Origin of the sequence: Novosphingobium sp., assembly GCF_036803765.1 — a bacterium.
Classification (GTDB): Bacteria; Pseudomonadota; Alphaproteobacteria; order Sphingomonadales; family Sphingomonadaceae; genus Novosphingobium.
The window spans coordinates 1-17,257 of the sequence record NZ_DAIRTS010000015.1 but is presented as its reverse complement, the minus strand read 5'-3'; the positions used below and the strand labels follow the sequence as shown (position 1 = coordinate 17,257).

At 68.8% G+C, this 17,257-nt stretch carries 14 protein-coding genes, 1 tRNA gene and 1 pseudogene; 5 read left to right on the top strand and 11 right to left on the bottom strand.

Annotated features, from left to right (window positions below; genetic code table 11):
- Positions 1–176: 176 nt before the first annotated feature.
- Both V7Q48_RS11320 and V7Q48_RS11315 read right to left on the bottom strand, forming a co-directional pair.
- Positions 177–860, bottom strand: coding sequence for an NnrU family protein (locus V7Q48_RS11320; protein WP_333838211.1), 684 nt, complete (start codon positions 858–860; stop codon positions 177–179).
- Between the two features lie 113 nt (positions 861–973).
- Positions 974–2,758, bottom strand: coding sequence for a peptide MFS transporter (locus tag V7Q48_RS11315; RefSeq protein ID WP_333838210.1), 1,785 nt, complete (start codon positions 2,756–2,758; stop codon positions 974–976).
- Positions 2,759–3,136: 378 nt separating this feature from the next.
- On the opposite strand from V7Q48_RS11315, the gene V7Q48_RS11310 reads away from it, so the two are divergent.
- Positions 3,137–3,418, top strand: a complete 282-nt coding sequence (locus tag V7Q48_RS11310) for an integration host factor subunit beta (RefSeq protein WP_333838209.1) — start codon at positions 3,137–3,139, stop codon at positions 3,416–3,418.
- A 224-nt stretch (positions 3,419–3,642) separates the two neighbouring features.
- Positions 3,643–3,728, top strand: a tRNA-Leu gene (locus tag V7Q48_RS11305).
- Between the two features lie 126 nt (positions 3,729–3,854).
- Here the strand turns inward: V7Q48_RS11305 and metK are convergent.
- The 7 genes and pseudogenes from metK to hisS form a co-directional block, all read right to left on the bottom strand.
- Positions 3,855–5,072 (bottom strand): methionine adenosyltransferase, encoded by a 1,218-nt coding sequence (gene metK, locus V7Q48_RS11300; protein ID WP_333838208.1) that lies wholly within the window; start codon positions 5,070–5,072, stop codon positions 3,855–3,857.
- A gap of 41 nt (positions 5,073–5,113) precedes the next feature.
- On the bottom strand, positions 5,114–6,718 hold the full coding sequence (lnt, locus tag V7Q48_RS11295) for an apolipoprotein N-acyltransferase (RefSeq protein WP_333838207.1): 1,605 nt from the start codon (positions 6,716–6,718) through the stop codon (positions 5,114–5,116).
- Between the two features lie 211 nt (positions 6,719–6,929).
- Positions 6,930–7,922 (bottom strand): DUF4167 domain-containing protein, encoded by a 993-nt coding sequence (locus V7Q48_RS11290; protein ID WP_333838206.1) that lies wholly within the window; start codon positions 7,920–7,922, stop codon positions 6,930–6,932.
- A gap of 199 nt (positions 7,923–8,121) precedes the next feature.
- Positions 8,122–8,997 (bottom strand): peptide chain release factor N(5)-glutamine methyltransferase, encoded by an 876-nt coding sequence (gene prmC / locus V7Q48_RS11285; protein ID WP_333838306.1) that lies wholly within the window; start codon positions 8,995–8,997, stop codon positions 8,122–8,124.
- A 141-nt stretch (positions 8,998–9,138) separates the two neighbouring features.
- Positions 9,139–9,480: pseudogene (locus V7Q48_RS11280) on the bottom strand (endonuclease domain-containing protein); the annotation flags it as partial.
- Complete coding sequence (prfA, locus tag V7Q48_RS11275; protein ID WP_333838205.1) at positions 9,473–10,543, bottom strand: peptide chain release factor 1; 1,071 nt, start codon at positions 10,541–10,543, stop codon at positions 9,473–9,475. The gene prfA and the pseudogene V7Q48_RS11280, both read right to left, overlap by 8 nt.
- Positions 10,543–11,805, bottom strand: a complete 1,263-nt coding sequence (gene hisS, locus V7Q48_RS11270) for a histidine--tRNA ligase (protein WP_333838203.1) — start codon at positions 11,803–11,805, stop codon at positions 10,543–10,545. Before hisS ends, prfA begins: the two co-directional genes overlap by 1 nt.
- A 128-nt stretch (positions 11,806–11,933) precedes the next feature.
- On the opposite strand from hisS, the gene V7Q48_RS11265 reads away from it, so the two are divergent.
- The 3 genes from V7Q48_RS11265 to ppa all read left to right on the top strand — a co-directional run bounded on the left by V7Q48_RS11265 (position 11,934) and on the right by ppa (position 15,536).
- A complete protein-coding gene (locus V7Q48_RS11265; protein WP_333838201.1) occupies positions 11,934–13,934 on the top strand; it encodes a M61 family metallopeptidase in 2,001 nt (666 codons plus the stop codon).
- On the top strand, positions 13,934–14,593 hold the full coding sequence (locus tag V7Q48_RS11260; RefSeq protein ID WP_333838200.1) for a DUF1345 domain-containing protein: 660 nt from the start codon (positions 13,934–13,936) through the stop codon (positions 14,591–14,593). Before V7Q48_RS11265 ends, V7Q48_RS11260 begins: the two co-directional genes overlap by 1 nt.
- Positions 14,594–14,981: 388 nt before the next feature.
- Positions 14,982–15,536, top strand: coding sequence for an inorganic diphosphatase (ppa, locus tag V7Q48_RS11255; protein WP_333838199.1), 555 nt, complete (start codon positions 14,982–14,984; stop codon positions 15,534–15,536).
- A 58-nt stretch (positions 15,537–15,594) separates the two neighbouring features.
- Here ppa and V7Q48_RS11250 read toward each other — a convergent pair whose 3' ends face one another.
- The gene (locus V7Q48_RS11250; RefSeq protein ID WP_333838198.1) at positions 15,595–16,290 is read right to left on the bottom strand and encodes a ribonuclease T2 family protein; all 696 of its coding nucleotides are present in this window, start codon (positions 16,288–16,290) and stop codon (positions 15,595–15,597) included.
- Complete coding sequence (gene nadC / locus V7Q48_RS11245; RefSeq protein ID WP_333838197.1) at positions 16,287–17,150, bottom strand: carboxylating nicotinate-nucleotide diphosphorylase; 864 nt, start codon at positions 17,148–17,150, stop codon at positions 16,287–16,289. The genes V7Q48_RS11250 and nadC overlap by 4 nt, the downstream gene beginning before the upstream one ends.
- Positions 17,151–17,257 lie beyond the last annotated feature (107 nt).

The following is a 17,257-nucleotide window of genomic DNA, read 5'->3' as shown; positions in this document are numbered from 1 at the left end:
GCCCGGTAGGTTTTTGCTTGCTGGGCGGTGCGTGGCTTGCGCCCCTCGACCACCGCTTCGCGGCGGTCCCCTCCCCGCCTGCGGCAGGCCGGATCAGGTAAGATCCTCCCCATCATCGATGGGGGAGGTGGCAGGCGCTACGCGCCTGACGGAGGGGCCGTTCGCCAACAGCCGGCTCAACCCAGGAACAGCGCCCAGGTGCCCGCTGGAATGCGTGCGATCAGCCAGTGCAGTGCGCTCACGCCGAGCCACGCCACCACCGCGATCGCCCAGGTCCAGCCCAGCGCAGGCAAGGCGCGCAGGTTGGGCCAGAACGGCGCGCGGCGGCACCAGATGCGCCATTCGCGGTCGTAGAGCGCGGTAAACTTTGCATCCTGCGCGCGGGCGCCGCCCACCGCCATCAGCGCCAGTCCGCCATCCAGCAACAGCGCGCGCAGGCTTGGCGCGACGAGCAGGTGCGACACCGCCCAGATCGCGATCGCGAAAAGCATCGGGTGGCGCGTCACCCGGAACACGCCATGCGGTGTCCTGGCCGACAGGCCGTTCATGCGCTTGGGCGAGAGGGCGGGATTGCCCCCGAGCGAGGCGATCAGCAGGGCCATGGCGAGGATCGTCAGCAGGCTGGTCAGCAGCCAGGGGAGAGCGGCCATGCCGTTCCACAGCGTCGGGCCGGCCGGCGCGCGCTTGTAGGCGAAGATCACCAGCAGCAACGCAGCCAGCGCGATGAACGAGTAGACCGCCTGGAAGCCGTTGCGCCCGAGGATGCGCACGGCGGGGGTGCGCAGCGGGTGCGACAGGAGCCAGTGGCTGCCGACGAACAGCACCATGGCCGCACCCAGTGCGAGATGAGGATCGATCACGCCAGCCCCCTACGGCGCCTTATGTCCCTAGCGCCAATGGGGATTTTTCAGGCATGGGGCGGCGCTGTCAAGCCAGCGCCGCCCTTCGGGCTTGAAGCTGTCCTGCGAGCGGGTCAGCGCACCCCGTGCATCAGGCGGCGCAGCACAGGCGCCAGGGCCAGCAGCACCACGCCGATGCCGACGGCGATCCAGCCGATGACGGTGAAGACCCCGGTATAGGTATCGAGGCTGAGCTTGAGGTTGGTCACTTCGCCGCCGACCGTCTGCACGCTGGCGACCTGCGCGACGATGCCCGCGACGTATTGGGCCATGGCGATCGAGAGATACCACACGCCCATCATCAGCCCGACGATGCGCGCCAGCGACAGCTTGGTGATCATGCTCATGCCCACCGGCGAAATGCACAGCTCGGCCAGCGAGTGGATGAGGTAGAGACCCACCAGCCACCAGATCGAGACCTTGAAGTCGTCGCCCGCGAACTGCGCGCCCCAGACGAGGAACAGGAAGCCCGCGCCAACGCCCGCCAAGGCTACGCCGAACTTGACTGGAATCGACGGCTCGAGCCCGCGCGCGGCCAGCTTGCCCCACAGGATGGTGAGCAGCGGCGCCAGCGCGACGATGAACAGCGCGTTGAAGAACTGCGTCTGCCCGGCCGAGATGCTGAACAGGCCGAAGATCGACAGGTCGGTGTTGCGGTCGGCGAACAGCGTCAGCGACGATCCGGCCTGCTCGAACAGCGTCCAGAAGACCGTGTTGAAGGTGGTCAGGATCATCGCCGCGACCATCATCTCGAATTCGGCGCGGTTGCCGGTGCGCCAGGCGTAGACCAGGATGACCGGCACGCCGACGAGGAAGCTGGCGAACAGGATCTTGCCCAGCAGCGGCAGCGCCAGCACATAGGCGAGCAAGCTCGAGCCCGCCTCGACCGGCTTGGCATCGAGCAGATTCTGGAACAGCAGCAGGACCGCGCCCACCGCAACGATCCCGCCGATGTAGACCAGCGGAGCCTTGCGCGCTGCCGGGGTCGCCGGCGGTTCGCCATAGCCAGCAAGGCGCCCGCCATCGAACTGGATCAGCATCCAGGCCACCGCCATGCCGATCGCGGCGAGCAGGAAGCCGGCCCACCAGCCCACGGCATCGGCGAGGAACGGGCACAGCAGCTGCGAGAACAGCGAGCCGAGGTTGATGCCCATGTAGAAGATGGTGAAGCCCGCATCGCGGCGCCGGTCGCCGGGGGCGTAGAGTTCACCCACCACGGTCGCGAGGTTGGGCTTGAAGAAGCCATTGCCCACCGCGACGAGCGAGAGGCCGATCAGCATGAGCAGGACGAAGGTGGACGAGCGGGTGCCGCCCGTCACGAAGTCCTTGCCCGCCACGGTGCGTGCCACCTGTCCGTCTGGCGCGAGCAGCGCGACGCTGCCGTCGGCATTGCCCTTGATCAGCAGCTTCTGGCCCTGGTCGACGATGTAGCGCTTTTCCAGGCCCGTCGAGGTCGGGCGGTCGACGGTGTTTTCGGCGATGACGTCATAGCGCTGGCCGGCGATGTCGGCATGCGGGCGCGCGGTCTCGCCGCCGAAGCACAGCACGAAATAGCCCAGCGACATCATGATCGCGCCATACTTGACCGAGCGCTTGGACCCGAGGATGCGGTCGGCGATCAGGCCGCCGACGAGCGGGGTCAGGTAGACCAGCGCGGCGAAACCGCCGTATAGACCGTTGGTCGTGGTGTCGCTGAACAGGAAGTGCTTGGTCAGGTACAGCGTCAGCAGGGCGCGCATGCCGTAGAAGCCGAAGCGTTCCCACATCTCGGTGGTGAACAGCCGGGCCAATTGACGGGGATGGCCGAACCAGCCGTTCTCGGCGGAGGCGGGAGGAGCGGGCGTATTCGCCTCGGTCATGCGGGTGGAGCTTTCTGCTGGAGGCCATGCGCGGTGCCGGCCGGTGCGACGGTTACGGCGGAAACTAACGCCATTGCAGCCTTTGGAAAGCGGGGATTGCAGGGAACCGTGCCGAAACGGGCAATTTTGCAACGATCATGCGCTGGTTCCGAAACCAGCGTGCATAATATGGCGCGGAATGCTGCGATCGCGTTTCATAAGTGGCGCCCGTTTCGGCCAAATGTCCCGGGAAACTGCAGATTCTCGCGGCACATGGCCGTTTGGCCAGTTGAACAGGCGTCCAAGCTCTGGCAGATATGGAAGCTACCGCTGGGGAATGCGCGGTAGGAAATGCGATTTCATGAGATGCCCGGGGGGGCGTCGTGGAGGGGGAATCACATGATACGGTCGGAATTGCTGCAGGCGCTGGCGAAAGAAAGCCCGGGCCTGCGCGCCGAGGAGATCGAACGCGTCGTCGACGTATTCTTTGACGAGATTGCCGGCCGGCTGGCCGATGGTGGGCGTGTCGAGCTGCGTGGCTTCGGCGCCTTTTCCACGCGGGAGCGTGAAGCACGCAAGGGCCGCAATCCGCGCACCGGCGAATCCGTCGAGGTGCCGGGCAAGCGCGTGCCCTACTTCAAGCCTGGCAAGGAGATGCGGGTCCGGCTCAACGCCGAGTGACCCGCGGACAGCGGACCCGTCCGTGGGGGCGTGACGGGACCGCTGAAGGGGGGGCAGGCAGCGCTTACATCGGGATCGCATTGCTGAAGCAAGCGCTGCCTGCCGTTTCCCGCGCAAATCACCACAAGGTAGCTGTTGTTAAACACTCGTCAGGCGCTTGGCGTCGCGACATGGCGCGCCTATAGCCGCCTGCGGTCGTTTGCTGCAGCAGCACGGCCGATCGTGCGGGCGTGGCGGAATCGGTAGACGCACCGGACTTAAAATCCGTTGGGCTTTGCTCGTGCCGGTTCAAGTCCGGCCGCCCGCACCATCCTCATACATTCCAGTCCCCCCAGACATGGCCGACCGCCGCTCTGGATGGAGGCACGAAAAACCCCGCTCCAGGGCGGAGCGGGGCTTTTTCGTGCGTCGCGCGGGGCCCGCGGCCCCGGCACCGTCAGGCGACGGCGGCCTTGAGGTCGTCGATCAGGTCGGTTCGCTCCCACGGGAACAGGTCGCCCTCGGGCGTGCGCCCGAAGTGGCCATAGGCCGCCGTCACACCGTAGATCGGCTTGTTGAGGCCAAGCCCGGTGCGGATGCCGCGCGGGGTCAGGCCGCCGAGGCGCGCCTTGGCCACCGCCTCGACCGCGCGTTCGAGCACGGCATCGCCGACCACGCCGGTGCCGTGGGTGTCGACATAGAGCGAGAGCGGCTGCGACACGCCGATGGCATAGGCCACCTGGATCGTGCAGCGCTTGGCAAGGCCCGCCGCGACGATGTTCTTGGCGATATAGCGCGTGACATAGGCGGCCGAACGGTCGACCTTGGTCGGGTCTTTGCCCGAGAACGCGCCGCCGCCGTGCGGGGCCGCGCCGCCGTAGGTGTCGACGATGATCTTGCGCCCGGTGAGGCCGGCGTCGCCATCGGGGCCACCGATCTCGAAGCTGCCGGTCGGGTTGATGTGATAGACGGTCTGGTCCGACAGCAGTTCGGCGGGGATCACCTCGGCAACGGTCTTCTTCACCCAGGCCTTGAGCTCGGCATCCTTGGCGCCTTCGTCATAGCCGGCCTTGTGCTGCGTCGAGACGACGATCGCGGTCGCGGCGACCGGGCGCCCCTCGGCGAAGCGAAGCGTGACCTGGCTCTTGGCGTCGGGCTCGAGGAACGGCGCGGCCTTGGTGTGGCGGTCCTGCGCCAGGCGCTGGAGGATCTTGTGGCTATAGTCGAGCGTCGCCGGCATGAGATCGGGCGTCTCGTCACAGGCGAAGCCGAACATGATGCCCTGGTCGCCCGCGCCCTCGTCCTTGTTTGCGCTGGCGTCGACGCCCTGCGCGATGTGGACCGACTGTGCATGCAGGTTGTTTTCGAAGCGGAAGTTCTCCCAGTGGAAGCCCTCCTGCTCGTAGCCGATGCGCTTGACCGTCGCGCGGACCACGGCCTCGACTTCCTCGCGCACGCCGGGCGCCCATTCGCCATCGGTGTCCATGATGCCCTGCCCGCGAATCTCGCCGGCCAGCACCACCAGGTTCGTGGTCGTCAGCGTTTCGCAGGCGATGCGCGCCTCGGGGTCCTTGGCCAGAAACAGGTCGACGATCGCGTCGCTGATCTGGTCCGCCACCTTGTCGGGATGGCCTTCGGAAACGCTTTCGGAGGTGAACAGGTAGTCGCTGCGCATGGGCAAAATGTCCGATATAAAGCAATCTTTATGTGCGACCCCTAGCGCGCACGGCGCCGCGAGGCAACCAGCCCAGCCAAAAGAAGCGCTGCGGCCCACAAAAGCGGCAATGTATTGCCGATCCGCGAAAACGGCGTAGGGGCCAGCGCGCGCGGCACCAGTCCGTCGATGCGCTGGGCCTCGTGGCGGCCGACGAAGGCGCGGACGCCGCCGGCCGGATCGATCACTGCGGATATGCCGTTGGTGGTGGCGCGCAGCACGGGCAGGCCCTCCTCGATCGCGCGCAGCCGCGCCTGCGCCAGGTGCTGCGGCGGGCCCCAGGCGCCGAACCAGCCGTCGTTCGACGGGTTGAACAGCATGTCGGGCCGGTGGGTGCGGTCGATCACCTCGCCCGAGAACACGATCTCGTAGCAGACCTGCACGCCCACCCGGCCAAGCCCTTGCGGGGTCAGGTCGAGGGTGCGCGGGCCGGGCCCCGCCAGATAGTCGAAGTCTCCCGCGACCAGCCGCGACAGGCCCAGCGGCGTCAACAGCCCTCGCATCGGCAGGTATTCGCCATAAGGCACAAGGTGCGCCTTCTCGTACCGGCCGCGGATGGTGCCGGCCGGGTCGATCATGGTCACCACGTTCCACGCGCCGACCACCTGCCTGCGGCGGAATTCGAGGTCGACGGCGCCTGTCAGCAGCATGCTGCCCGGGCCGATCACCCGGCCCATGCGCTCGCGCGCCAGTGCCGGATCGCCGGCGTACGTGCTGGCCGCGTACCAGGCGCGGTCATAGCCCGACTGGAGATAGTCGGGCACCGCGCTTTCGGGCCAGAGCACCAGCCGGCGCGTCCCGGGCTGGCGCGGCAGCGACAGCGCGGCGATGCGCTGGAACTGCGCCTCGTAGCGGGTGGGGTCGTTGATCTCGTCCTGCCCGAGGTTGGGCTGGACCAGCGTGAACGGTACGCTGCCGGGCCGGTCGATCCCGCGCAGCGGCAGCAGGAACAGCGCGACCGGCAGCAGCGCATAGCCCGCCATCGCCCACCAGCGCCGCTGCGCCCCGGCCCGCGCGGCGAAGAGCCAGTGCCCCGCCAGCAGCACGACCACGCCCGACAGCGCATAAGTGCCCATCCACGGCAGGATGCGGGCAAGGCCCGGCCGGTCGAAGCCACCCAGCGCGGTCGCGGCCAGCGGATTCCACGGAAAGCCGGTGCAGACCCAGCCGCGCGCCCACTCGGTGACGATCCACGTGGCCGCCAGCGTCGGCACCGGGGCCATGCGCCAGCGGCGCACCAGCCACCAGCCAGCGAGAGTCGCTGTGGCCGGGAACAGCGCCAGATAGACCGCCAGCAGCAGCACGGCGATCCAGCCCAGCCAGGCCGGCATCTGCGCCTGGTAGGTAAAGGCCGTGGCGATCCAGGTGTTGCCGATCGAGAAATGGCCCCAGCCCCACAGCCAGCCGACGAACAGCGCGTGCCACGGGCCACGGGCACGGGCGGCGCGCGCGATCAGCACGGCCAGCGCGGCCAGCGTCAGCGGCCACCAGCCCATCGGCGCGAATCCCAGTGCGCCGAGGCCGCCGGCCACGATCAGGAGCGGCGCCTCGCGCTTCCATGTCAGCGGAATGTCGAGCGGGCAGGGGGTAGGGGCAGGTTGCGGCATGGCCGGTGCTATGCCGGGCGGCGCGAGGCCGGACAAGCGGCAAGGTGGAGGGGGCGGCCTCGGTGCGATGCCTCGCCCCCCTCCGACCGCGCTAAGCGCGGCCACCTCCCCCCGCGTTGCGGAGGGAGGATCTTATCGTGGATGGTCGCTAATCTCCCCTCCCGCTTGCGGGAGGGGTCGGGGGAGGGCCTGTGACCCGCCCCGCCCGGCCTCAGCCTTCGGCCGAGGCGCTCTCGGGCAGCGGGTTCTTGCGCGGGCGACCGCGGCGCTTGGGCGCGGGGGCCGCCTCGGCTTCGCTCGCCGGTGCTTGCGAGGCCACTGCTTCGGTGACCGGGGCCGCGATGGGCTCGGGTGCAGGCGCCGCTACCGGGGCCTCGGGCTCGCTGCGCGTGCCGATGGCGGGCGGCAGCGTGGCGGGGTCGAGGCCGCCGGCCGGTGCATCGGCGGTGCGACGCGGGCGACGCTCGGTGCGCGGTGCACGCGGCGTGCGGGTGTTGCGGCTTTCGCGGATGAAGGGGTTGTCGCTACCGTCGGTGACCGGCTCGCCCTCGTCGGCGCGAACGCCCTCGAGCGGCACAGGCTGGTCGGACTGCACGTCGGCGGACCGGGCGTCGGCGGCCCGGGCGTCGGCGTTCTGTGCCGGACGGCGTTCCTCGAAGCGGCGACGGTTGCCCTGTTCCCCGCTGCGCTCGCCGTTGCGCTCACCGCGCTCGGCATTGCGATCGAAGGTGCGCTCGCCGCGATCCTGGCGGCCGTTCGCGGCCTGCTCGCCACGACCCTCTGCCCGGTTCTCGCTGCGGCTCTCGGTACGGGGCTCGCGCTCCTCGCGGCGGACGTGCGGACGGTCGAACGCGGGGAAATCGCCCTCGATCGAGAAGTCCATGCCGTCATCCTCGGGCTCGCTCTCGGTCCAGCGTTCGCCGTTGCCACTGTGGCGGGCACGCTGTTCTTCCTGGCGGAGCCGGGTGTCGGCGATCACGCGGAAATAGTGGTCGGCGAACTGAAGGTAGTATTCGGCCTGGACGCGATCGCCGTTGAGGTGCGCGTCCTGCGCCATCTTGCGATACTTCTCGAGCAGCTGGGGGGCGTTGCCCCGCGCGCGGCTGTCGATGCGATTGAGCTGCTGGCCGCCGCCACCCTGCGGACGGTTGTTACCGCGGCCGCGCCGGCGGTTGTTCCCACGATTGTTGTTCAACTCAGGCACGTCCTTGTTTGGGGCGGCTGTCGGTATCGTTGTGATGATCCTGTCGCCGCGCAACCCTCCGCCACGCGCCCGCAACGTACGGGTGGTGGTTCCCAGCATCTGTCAGCCGACAACCTCTGCAAGAGGTCAAAGCGGGTGCAAATGGTGGAGCCGGCCGGGACGGGAATGCTGCATCCGTCGCCCTTGCCTGCATTCACAATTAGTGATCGGCTGCGCCCTTGCCAAGCGAAATATTGCCCGGAAACGCGATTTCCACAGCCCTGTCACGCCCCGCAAGGTCGGGATGGACCCGTGCCGCCAGGCCCGCCGCCTCGGCCAGCGCCCGAACGGCCGCGCCCTGCTGCCACCCGATCTCGACGACCGCCACGCCCTGGGGGGAAAGCAACGCGGGCAATTGCGGGATCAGCACGGCGTAGTCGTCCATCCCGTCCACGCCGGCGAACAGCGCCTCCGCCGGCTCGAACCCGCGCACCGACCGGTCGAGCACGGCCTCGCTCTCGACATAGGGCGGATTGGCGAGGATCAGGTCGAAACGGCCCAGCGCCGAGGCCCAGTTGTCCTGCGTCCAGTCGCCCGGCTGCATCCGCGCGCGCAAGTCCAGCCCCAGCCGCAGGGCATTGCCCGCCGCCACCACGCGCGCCGGGTCCGATCGCTCGATGCCGATGCCGCGCGCCGCGGGCCAGACGGTCAGCGCGGCCAGCAGCAGCGCACCCGATCCGGTGCCGAGGTCGAGGATCCGCGCCGGCGGCCGGCCGGCCAGCGCCTCGCGCGCCACCTCGATCAGCGTCTCGCTGTCGCCGCGCGGGATCAGCACGGCGGGGCTGACGGCAAGGTCCAGCCCGTAGAATTCCTGCGTCCCGACGATGTAGGCGACAGGCTCGTGCAGCATGCGCCGACCGACCAGCGCGGCAAAGCCTTCGGGCACGGGCGCGGCCATGTGGCGCAGGAGGACATCGCTGCGGCTGCAGCGCAGGGCATGGGCCATCAGCACTTCGGCGTCGAGCCGGGCGGTGTCGCTGGTGCGGGCGAGGATCAGGGTGGCGTCGCGCAGGGCTTGACGGACCTGAGGCTCCAGGCTTCCACCACCCCCAACCCCCTCCTCTAAAGAGGAGGGGGCTATGGCAGCGACGTGCTCCCCCTCCTCTTCAGAGGAGGGGGTCGGGGGGTGGTGGCGGCCGGGCCAGCGCGGGCCGAGCGAGCCGGCGACCTCGAGAATCCGCAGCAACACACCTTCGCGGTTGCGCATCACGTCGTCGTTGGTGAAGCGCAGCGTGTGGACGCCGTGGCCGGCCAGCATCTGCGCGTCGCGCTTGGCGTCGACATCCGGATCGTGCGTCCCGCCATCCACCTCGATCGCCAGGCCCAGCTCGGCGCAGAAGAAGTCGAAGATGCGCTGCTCCACGCCGTGCTGGCGACGGAATTTCAGCCCGCCGAGTTGGCGGCCACGCAGCGCCTGCCACAGGCGGCGTTCGGGTTCGGTCGGCGGGTTGCGCATGGTGCGGGCGTAATCGCGCAGTCGCTTGCGGGTTCCACCACCCGCAGCCTCTCGCTCAGTCATCCATCGCAGCCAGGCGCTTGGCCTGGTCCTCGGCGATGAGCGCGTCGATGAGGTCGCCGAGGCCCGGGCCGGCGAGCACTTCGGGCAGGCGGTGCAGCGTCAGGTTGATGCGGTGATCGGTGACGCGCCCTTGCGGGAAGTTGTAGGTGCGGATGCGTTCGGAGCGGTCGCCGCTGCCGACCATGGCGCGGCGGGCCTCGGCCTCGGCACCTTGGGCCTGTTCGCGGCGCAAGTCGTAGAGCCGCGTGCGCAGCACCTGCATCGCCTTGGCGCGGTTCTTGTGCTGGCTGCGCTCGTCCTGCTGGATCACCACCAGCCCGGTGGGCAAATGCGTGATGCGTACCGCCGAATCCGTGGTGTTGACGTGCTGCCCGCCCGCCCCGCTGGCGCGGTAGATGTCGATCTTGATGTCCTTGTCCTCGATCGTCACGTCGAGTTCGTCGGGCTCGGGCAGGACGGCCACGGTCGCGGCACTGGTGTGGATGCGCCCGCCGCTCTCGGTGACCGGCACGCGCTGCACGCGGTGAACGCCGCTTTCGAACTTGAGCCGCGCGAACACGCCCTGGCCCGCGACGTTGGCGACCACTTCCTTGAAGCCGCCGAGCTCGCTGGCGTTGGCGCTGATCGTCTCGACCCGCCAGCCCTGCTCGGCGGCGAAGCGTTCATACATGCGAAACAGGTCCGCCGCGAACAGCCCGGCCTCGTCCCCGCCGGTGCCAGCGCGGATCTCGAGCATGGCCGAATGGCTGTCGGCGGTGTCGCGCGGCAGCATGGCGATGGCGAGGCGGCGCTCGGCCTCGGGCAGGCGTGCGCGCAGCGCGTGCAGCTCCTCCTCGGCCATGGCGCGGATTTCCGGGTCGCTCTCGTCCATCGTGGCCAGGCCGGTGATCTCGGCGCGCATCGCCGCGACATCGCGCGCCGCGCTGGCGACGGGCTCGAGCTCGGCATAGTCGCGGCTGGCGGCGACGAAGCCCTCGCCCTCGAGCGTGCCCGAGGCGAGCCGCGCTTCGAGTTCGGCAAAGCGCGCCGCGATCTGGCCAAGCCTTGCGTCGGAAACGGCCATCAGGCGGAAATGTGCGCCGGGATCGCGTGCAGGGCCATGCGGTCCTGCGTGCCGTCGACGAGATTCTTCACCGTCGCCTCACCCGCGGCCAGTTCGTCGTCGCCCACGATCAGCGCGAAACGCGCGCCGCTGTCGTTGGCGCGGCTCATCCGCTTCTTCATGTTGCCGCGATAGCCCATGTCGACGACCAGCCCGCCGCGCCGCAGGGTGGCGGCCAGGCCAAGGCACGCCGCCTCGGCCGCCGCGCCCATCGGCACGATCGCGACGTCGGCCTTGGGCTCTGTCACTGCGCGGGCATCGGCGACCAACATCGCCAGCCGCTCGATCCCGGCCGCCCAGCCGACCGCCGGGGTGGCCGGGCCGCCAAGCGCCTCGAGCAGCCCGTCGTAGCGCCCGCCGCCGAGCACTGTCCCTTGCGCGCCCAGCCGGTCGGTGATGAACTCGAACGCGGTGTGGCGATAGTAATCGAGACCGCGCACCAGCGAGGGCGCGCGCACCCAGGCGACGCCGGCGGCATCGAGGCCAGCGGTGACGGCGGCGAAGAAGTCCTGCGCCTCGGCCGAGAGGTACTGGTCGATCGTCGGCGCGGCGGCGGTGAAGGGCTTGTCGCGCGGGTCCTTGGAATCAAGGATGCGCAAGGGGTTGCGCTCGAGGCGGTCCTGCGAATCCTCCGACAGGTCAGCCTTGTGGGCGCGGAAGTATTCGACCAGCGCGGCGCGCCAGGCCTCGCGGCTGGCGGCATCGCCCAGGGTGTTGAGGTTGAGCGTCACGCCATCGGAGATCCCGAGTTCGCGCAGCAGCTGGTCGGCCATGACCAGCAGTTCGACGTCGGCGGCCGGCTCGGCCGCGCCGATCACCTCGGCGTCGATCTGGTGGAACTGGCGATAGCGGCCCTTCTGCGGGCGCTCGTAGCGGAACAGCGGGCCATGCGTCGCGACGCGCAAGGGGGCGTGCTGCTGCCAGCCGTTGGTGAGATAGGCGCGGGCGAGGCCGGCGGTGAATTCGGGGCGCAGCGTCAGCGATTCGCCGCCGCGATCCTCGAACGAATACATCTCCTTGGAGACGACGTCGGTGGTCTCGCCAAGCGAGCGCGAGAACACCGTGGTCTTCTCGAAGACCGGCATCTCGACCCGGCGGAAGCGGTAGAGCTTGCGCACCCGCTCGAAGGTTTCCACGACATGGCTGAACGCTTCCGCCTCGGCGCCGAAGATGTCCTGGGTGCCACGGATGGCCTGCGGGGTGGGAATGGCTGTTGTCGTCATGGTGCGCGCGCGGATAGCGGCTTTCGCGGGGCGGGGAAAGCGGCTGCGTAGATTAGCATACTGGTCCCCGCCGGTGCTTGCACATTGGGCCGTTGCAGATGCGACCGCTTGGGGCCATGAAAGGCGCCATGCTCAAGACGAACCGTGGCGCCAAGCTGCTCTCCGCCCTCTCCTTTTCCACCCTTGCCCTGATGCAGGCGCACCCGGCGGCGGCGCAGGTCCAGCCGGCGGGCAACAGCCGGCCGATGGCCGCGGCGGTCACGCCCACGGTGCCCGACGCGCAGGACGTGCCCTATGCCGGCACGATCGGCCTGCAGATCGACGCGACCGATCTCGCGACCGGTTCGTTCCGCGTGGTCGAGACCGTGCCCGTCGCCCCCGATGCCAAGGAACTCATCCTCCAGCTGCCGCGCTGGCTGCCGGGCGAGCATGGCCCGCGCGGCCCGGTGGCGGAACTTGCCGGTATCACGTTCGAGGCCAAGGGCCAGAAGCTGGCCTGGACGCGCGATCCGCTCGAGCCCAACGCCTTCCACATCCCGCTGCCCGCCGGCACCAGCGAGGTCGTCGCCCGCTTCATTCACACCTCGCCGCTGCGCGAGAGCGAGGGCCGCATCACCGTCACGCGCGAAATGCTCAACGTGCAGTGGGAGAAGATGAGCCTGTACCCGGCCGGGCATTACGTGCGCCAGATCAAGGTGCGCCCGACCGTGACGTTCCCGCAAGGCTGGACGGTGTTCACCGCGCTCGACGGCAAGACCCAGCAGGGCGGCACCGTGACCTGGGCCGAGACCGACTACGAGACGCTGGTCGACTCGCCGATCTTCGCCGGCCTCTACACCGCGCGGCACGACCTCGGCCATGACGTCTACCTCGATCTCGTCGCCGACAAGCCCGAGCTGCTGGCGATCAAGCCCGAGAACCTCAAGACCTACCGCAACCTGGCGGACGAGGCGGTGGCCGCATTCGGCGCGCGCCACTTCGATCACTACGACTTCCTGCTCGCGCTGACCGACCGCATGGGTGGCATCGGCCTCGAGCATCACCGCTCAAGCGAGAACCAGCAGGAGCCCAAGAGCCTGACCGACTGGGCGGCCTACGACTTCGACCGCAACGTCATCGCGCACGAATTCAGCCACAGCTGGGACGGCAAATATCGCCGCTCGGCCAAGCTGTGGACGCCCGACTATCGCCAGCCGATGCAGGACAACCTGCTGTGGGTCTACGAAGGGCAGACGCAGTTCTGGGGTCTCGTCCTCGCCGCGCGCTCGGGCGTGCAGACCAAGGATGCGGTGCTCGGCGCGCTGGCGGGCTATGCCGGCACCTTCAGCCAGACCGCCGGTCGTGAATGGCGCTCGGTCGAGGACACGACGATGGATCCCATCTTCGCGGCCCGCAAGCCCAAGCCGTTCTCCTCGCTCACCCGCAACGAGGACTACTACACCGAAGGCGCGCTGATGTGGCTCGAGGCCGACCAGATCATGCGCGACGGCAGTGGCGGCCGGAAGGGCCTCGACGATTTCGCCAAGGCGTTCTTCGGCGTGCGCGACGGCGATTGGGGCGTGCTGACCTACGAATTCGACGATGTGGTCAAGACGCTCAACGGCGTGTTCCCCTATGACTGGGCGACCTTCCTCAAGACCCGCATGCAGACGCCGGGCCAGCCCGTGCCGATGGGCGGGATCGAGCGCGGCGGCTACAAGCTGGTCTTCAAGGACGAGCCGAACCCCTACGACAAGGCGCGCATGGCCGATGCCAAGGTGCTGACGCTGTTCAACTCGCTTGGCGTGACGATCGACAAGGACGGCAAGGTCACCGCCTCGCGCTGGGATGGCCCGGCGTTCAAGGCCGGGCTCGTCTCGGGCATGCAGATCGTGGCGGTCAACGGCAAAGCCTACGACCAGGACGTGATGAAGGCCGCGATCACCGATGCCAAGACCGGCAACCCCGGTGCGGGCCGCCCGATCGAGGTGCTGGTCAAGCGTGACGACAAGGTCGTGACCCTGCCGATCACTTATGCCGACGGCCTGCGCTGGCCCTGGCTGGTGCGCGCCGCACCGGGCACGGCACCGACCGGTCTCGACAAGCTGCTCGCGCCGCACGCGGGTGCAGCCGTCAAGGCCAAGCGCTGATGGCGCACGGGGCCGGGTGGCACCTCGGGCGCCTGGCCCCGCCGCGCTTCCTGCTGTTCATCGCGCTGTTCGTCGTTGGCGCGGGCGGATGGACGCTGTGGAACGCGGTAGAATTGCCCGATGCCATCGCGGTGGGGTTCGACTTCGCCGCGGTGGTCTTCCTGGGGTCGCTGCTGCCGCTGCTGCGCCATGGCACCGCCGAGACGATGCGCGACAGCGCCGCGCGCAACGATGCCAACCGCGTGCTGGTGCTGTGCATCACGACGGTGCTGACGATCGTGGTCATGGCCTCGATCGCGGGCGAACTGCCACGCGCCGCGCATGGTGATTCGCTCGCCAAGGTGCGCCTCATCGGCACGCTGATGCTGACCTGGCTCTTCGCCAACACGATCTACGGCCTGCACTACGCGCATCTTTACTATAGTCGTAACGACGACACCGGGGGCGACCGCGGCGGGCTCGACTTCCCCGGCACCGACACGCCCGATTATTTTGATTTCGGCTATTTTTCGTTTACCCTGGGGATGACGTTCCAGACCTCGGATACCGAAATCACCAACCAGCGCATCCGCCGGATCGTGACGTTGCATTCGTTTGCCGCGTTCGTCTTCAACATCGGCGTGATCGCCTTCACCATCAACGCGCTGGGGGCGAGTTAACCCGAGGTCGTAAACTCTTAAATGGCGCACCCGAGGTTTGAGGCCAAAGGCCCCGTCGCGAGGAGAAAGCGCGCAGGAATATCGGCAATATTTCTAGCGATTTCGACGCTGCGAGGGGGCCTTTGGGTCAAACCGCGAAGCGGCGCCGAAATGGCTTCCATCTCGGCCCAAAGTGCCCTTGCAAAGGCTCCCGGCCTTCGCTGCGGCCACTTTGGCCCGATATGTTCGCCATTTCGACGCCTCGGGTGCGCCATTTATGAGTTTACGACCTAGCCGTTACGCGTCCGCCACAAGTATTGTTGCGACGCAACACCACCGGCGCTAGAGCCGGTGTCCGGCGACAACACCCGGGCTGCCCGAAGCCCGCAACAAGGCTAGTGAGAGACAGATGCGCATCGATCTTATCCCCACCGGGGACAATCCGCCCGAAAGCCTGAACGTCATCATCGAAGTTCCCGTCGGCGGTGAGCCGGTGAAGTACGAATTCGACAAGGATTCGGGCGCGCTGTTCGTCGATCGCATCCTGCACACGCCGATGCGCTATCCGGCCAACTACGGCTTCGTGCCGCACACCCTCTCGCCCGATGGCGACCCGCTCGACGCGCTGGTCATCGCGCGTTCGCCGTTCATCCCGGGCTGCGTCGTGCGCGCGCGTCCGATCGCGGTGCTCAACCTCGAAGACGAGCAGGGCGGCGACGAGAAGCTGGTTTGCGTGCCGGTCGACTCGACCTTCCCGTACTACACCGACGTGGTCGAGAAGGACCACCTGCCCGAGATCGTGCTCAAGCAGATCGAGCACTTCTTCACACACTACAAGGACCTGGAAAAGGAAAAGTGGGTGCGCGTGGGCACGTGGGGCGGCGCTGCCGATGCGCGCCAGATCACCATCGAGGCGATCGAGCGCTACAACGAAGCCAAGGCTGCCAAGCAGGCCGCCGAGTAATCGGCACGTTCGCGCAAGCGATCACGAAAAAGGCCCGGTCTCGCGACCGGGCCTTTTTTCATTCTCCGCGCCAGATCCGCAACGGATCGCCGTCCCGCATTCCCTGCGGCATGCAGGCCTCGGGCCGGCCGGCGTTGTCGGCGCAGAGCTGCACTTCCTGGAGCCAGCCGCCAACGCTGGCGCTGATGCGGATCGAGGCGGGGGTCAGGCCCCGGTTGCGCCGGATGAACGCGCGGCGCAGGTCTCCGGCGGTGAGGCCGGGCTTGCGCGACAGCGCGACCGCATCGGGCAGGCGCACCGCGGAATAGGCGGCGCGCGCCTGCGCGAAATAGGCCTCGGGCGTGGGCGCCATGCAGCTGCCGTGCTTGGCCCATTCGTGCGTCAGCAGGCGCGGCGAGGGGGTCATGCACAGGTTGCGGCGCAGCGTCTCGGCGCTCGGCACTTGCGCCGCGCACCACTGCGGCCACTGGCCGGGCAGTCCGTCGGCCCACAACCCGTGCAGCACGAAGCCGGGATGGCCCAGCCGGCCGTCGCACTGCCACGGATCGGCGGGATGCGTGCGGCAGAACTGCGGCGACCACGAGATCGCCAGCGTCGTGCCCGTGGTCGGGCCGGTGCGGCGCGGGCCGTCGGGCGCGGGCATGGGTTCGGGCGCGATGCTGGGCGGGATGCGGCAGGCCGGGGCGGTCGAATGCGCGGCCGCCTGGGCAACAACGGGGGCGAGCAGCGCGGCAATGGCGAGGGCGATCTTCATAGCGGGGTGAAATCCAGACCGATGTCGGCCGCAGGGGCGCTCTGCGTCAGGCGCCCGACCGAGACGTAATCCACGCCCGAGGCGGCGATCGCGGCGATCGTGTCGAGCCGCACCCCGCCCGAAGCCTCGGTCGGCACGCGCCCGGCGACGAGCGCGACGGCCTCGCGCAGCAGGTCCGGCCCCATGTTGTCGAGCAGCAGGCGCGTGGCACCGGCGGCCAGCGCCGGCTCGATCTGGTCGATGGTGTCGACCTCGCAGATCACGTCGGCCACGCCGCCCGCCAGCGCCCGGCGCACCGCCTCGGCCACGCCGCCGGCGACGAGGACATGATTGTCCTTGATCATCGCCGCGTCCCACAGGCCCATCCGGTGGTTGTGCCCGCCGCCGGTACGCACCGCGTACTTCTCGAGGTGGCGGAAGCCGGGGATGGTCTTGCGCGTGTCGAGCAGCCGGGCGCGGGTCTCGCCCATCGCATCAACGTAGTGCCGGGTCAGCGTGGCAACGCCGGAGAGGTGCTGCACGGTGTTGAGCGCGGAGCGTTCGGCGGTCAGCATGGCGCGGGCGTTGCCGGCAAGCCGCATCAGCGCGGTGCCCGGCGCGACGCGCGCGCCTTCTTCGACCAGCAGCTCGATGTCCATCGCCGGGTCGAGCGCACGGAAGAAGGCGGCGGCGATCGGCAACCCGCAAACGCTGATCGCATCGCGGCTGTCCATCACCCCGGCAAAGCGTGCCTCGGCCGGAATGACGCTCTCGCTGGTGACATCACGCCCGCCGCCGGGCAGGCCATGGCCGAGATCTTCCTCGAGCGTGGCGGTGACGAAGGCGGCGAGGTCGAAACCCGGTATGCTGAAGTCGCTCATGCGGCTGGCTCTACCGGGTGGCGCCGGGGGTGCCAATCGGGGATTTGCGGATCGGGCCGATGGACTTGGCCGTCCTTCGACAAGCTCGGGACGAACGGGGGGGCGGG

Excerpts from the sequence above, each read along its gene's own strand:
- hisS (WP_333838203.1), bottom strand. The coding sequence starts at position 11,805 with ATGACGACAACAGCCATTCCCACCCCGCAGGCCATCCGTGGCACCCAG.
- V7Q48_RS11310 (WP_333838209.1), top strand. The coding sequence starts at position 3,137 with ATGATACGGTCGGAATTGCTGCAGGCGCTGGCGAAAGAAAGCCCGGGC.
- V7Q48_RS11315 (WP_333838210.1), bottom strand. The coding sequence starts at position 2,758 with ATGACCGAGGCGAATACGCCCGCTCCTCCCGCCTCCGCCGAGAACGGC.
- metK (WP_333838208.1), bottom strand. The coding sequence starts at position 5,072 with ATGCGCAGCGACTACCTGTTCACCTCCGAAAGCGTTTCCGAAGGCCAT.
- lnt (WP_333838207.1), bottom strand. The coding sequence starts at position 6,718 with ATGCCGCAACCTGCCCCTACCCCCTGCCCGCTCGACATTCCGCTGACA.
- ppa (WP_333838199.1), top strand. The coding sequence starts at position 14,982 with ATGCGCATCGATCTTATCCCCACCGGGGACAATCCGCCCGAAAGCCTG.
- V7Q48_RS11265 (WP_333838201.1), top strand. The coding sequence starts at position 11,934 with ATGCTCAAGACGAACCGTGGCGCCAAGCTGCTCTCCGCCCTCTCCTTT.
- V7Q48_RS11260 (WP_333838200.1), top strand. The coding sequence starts at position 13,934 with ATGGCGCACGGGGCCGGGTGGCACCTCGGGCGCCTGGCCCCGCCGCGC.
- V7Q48_RS11250 (WP_333838198.1), bottom strand. The coding sequence starts at position 16,290 with ATGAAGATCGCCCTCGCCATTGCCGCGCTGCTCGCCCCCGTTGTTGCC.
- prfA (WP_333838205.1), bottom strand. The coding sequence starts at position 10,543 with ATGGCCGTTTCCGACGCAAGGCTTGGCCAGATCGCGGCGCGCTTTGCC.
- nadC (WP_333838197.1), bottom strand. The coding sequence starts at position 17,150 with ATGAGCGACTTCAGCATACCGGGTTTCGACCTCGCCGCCTTCGTCACC.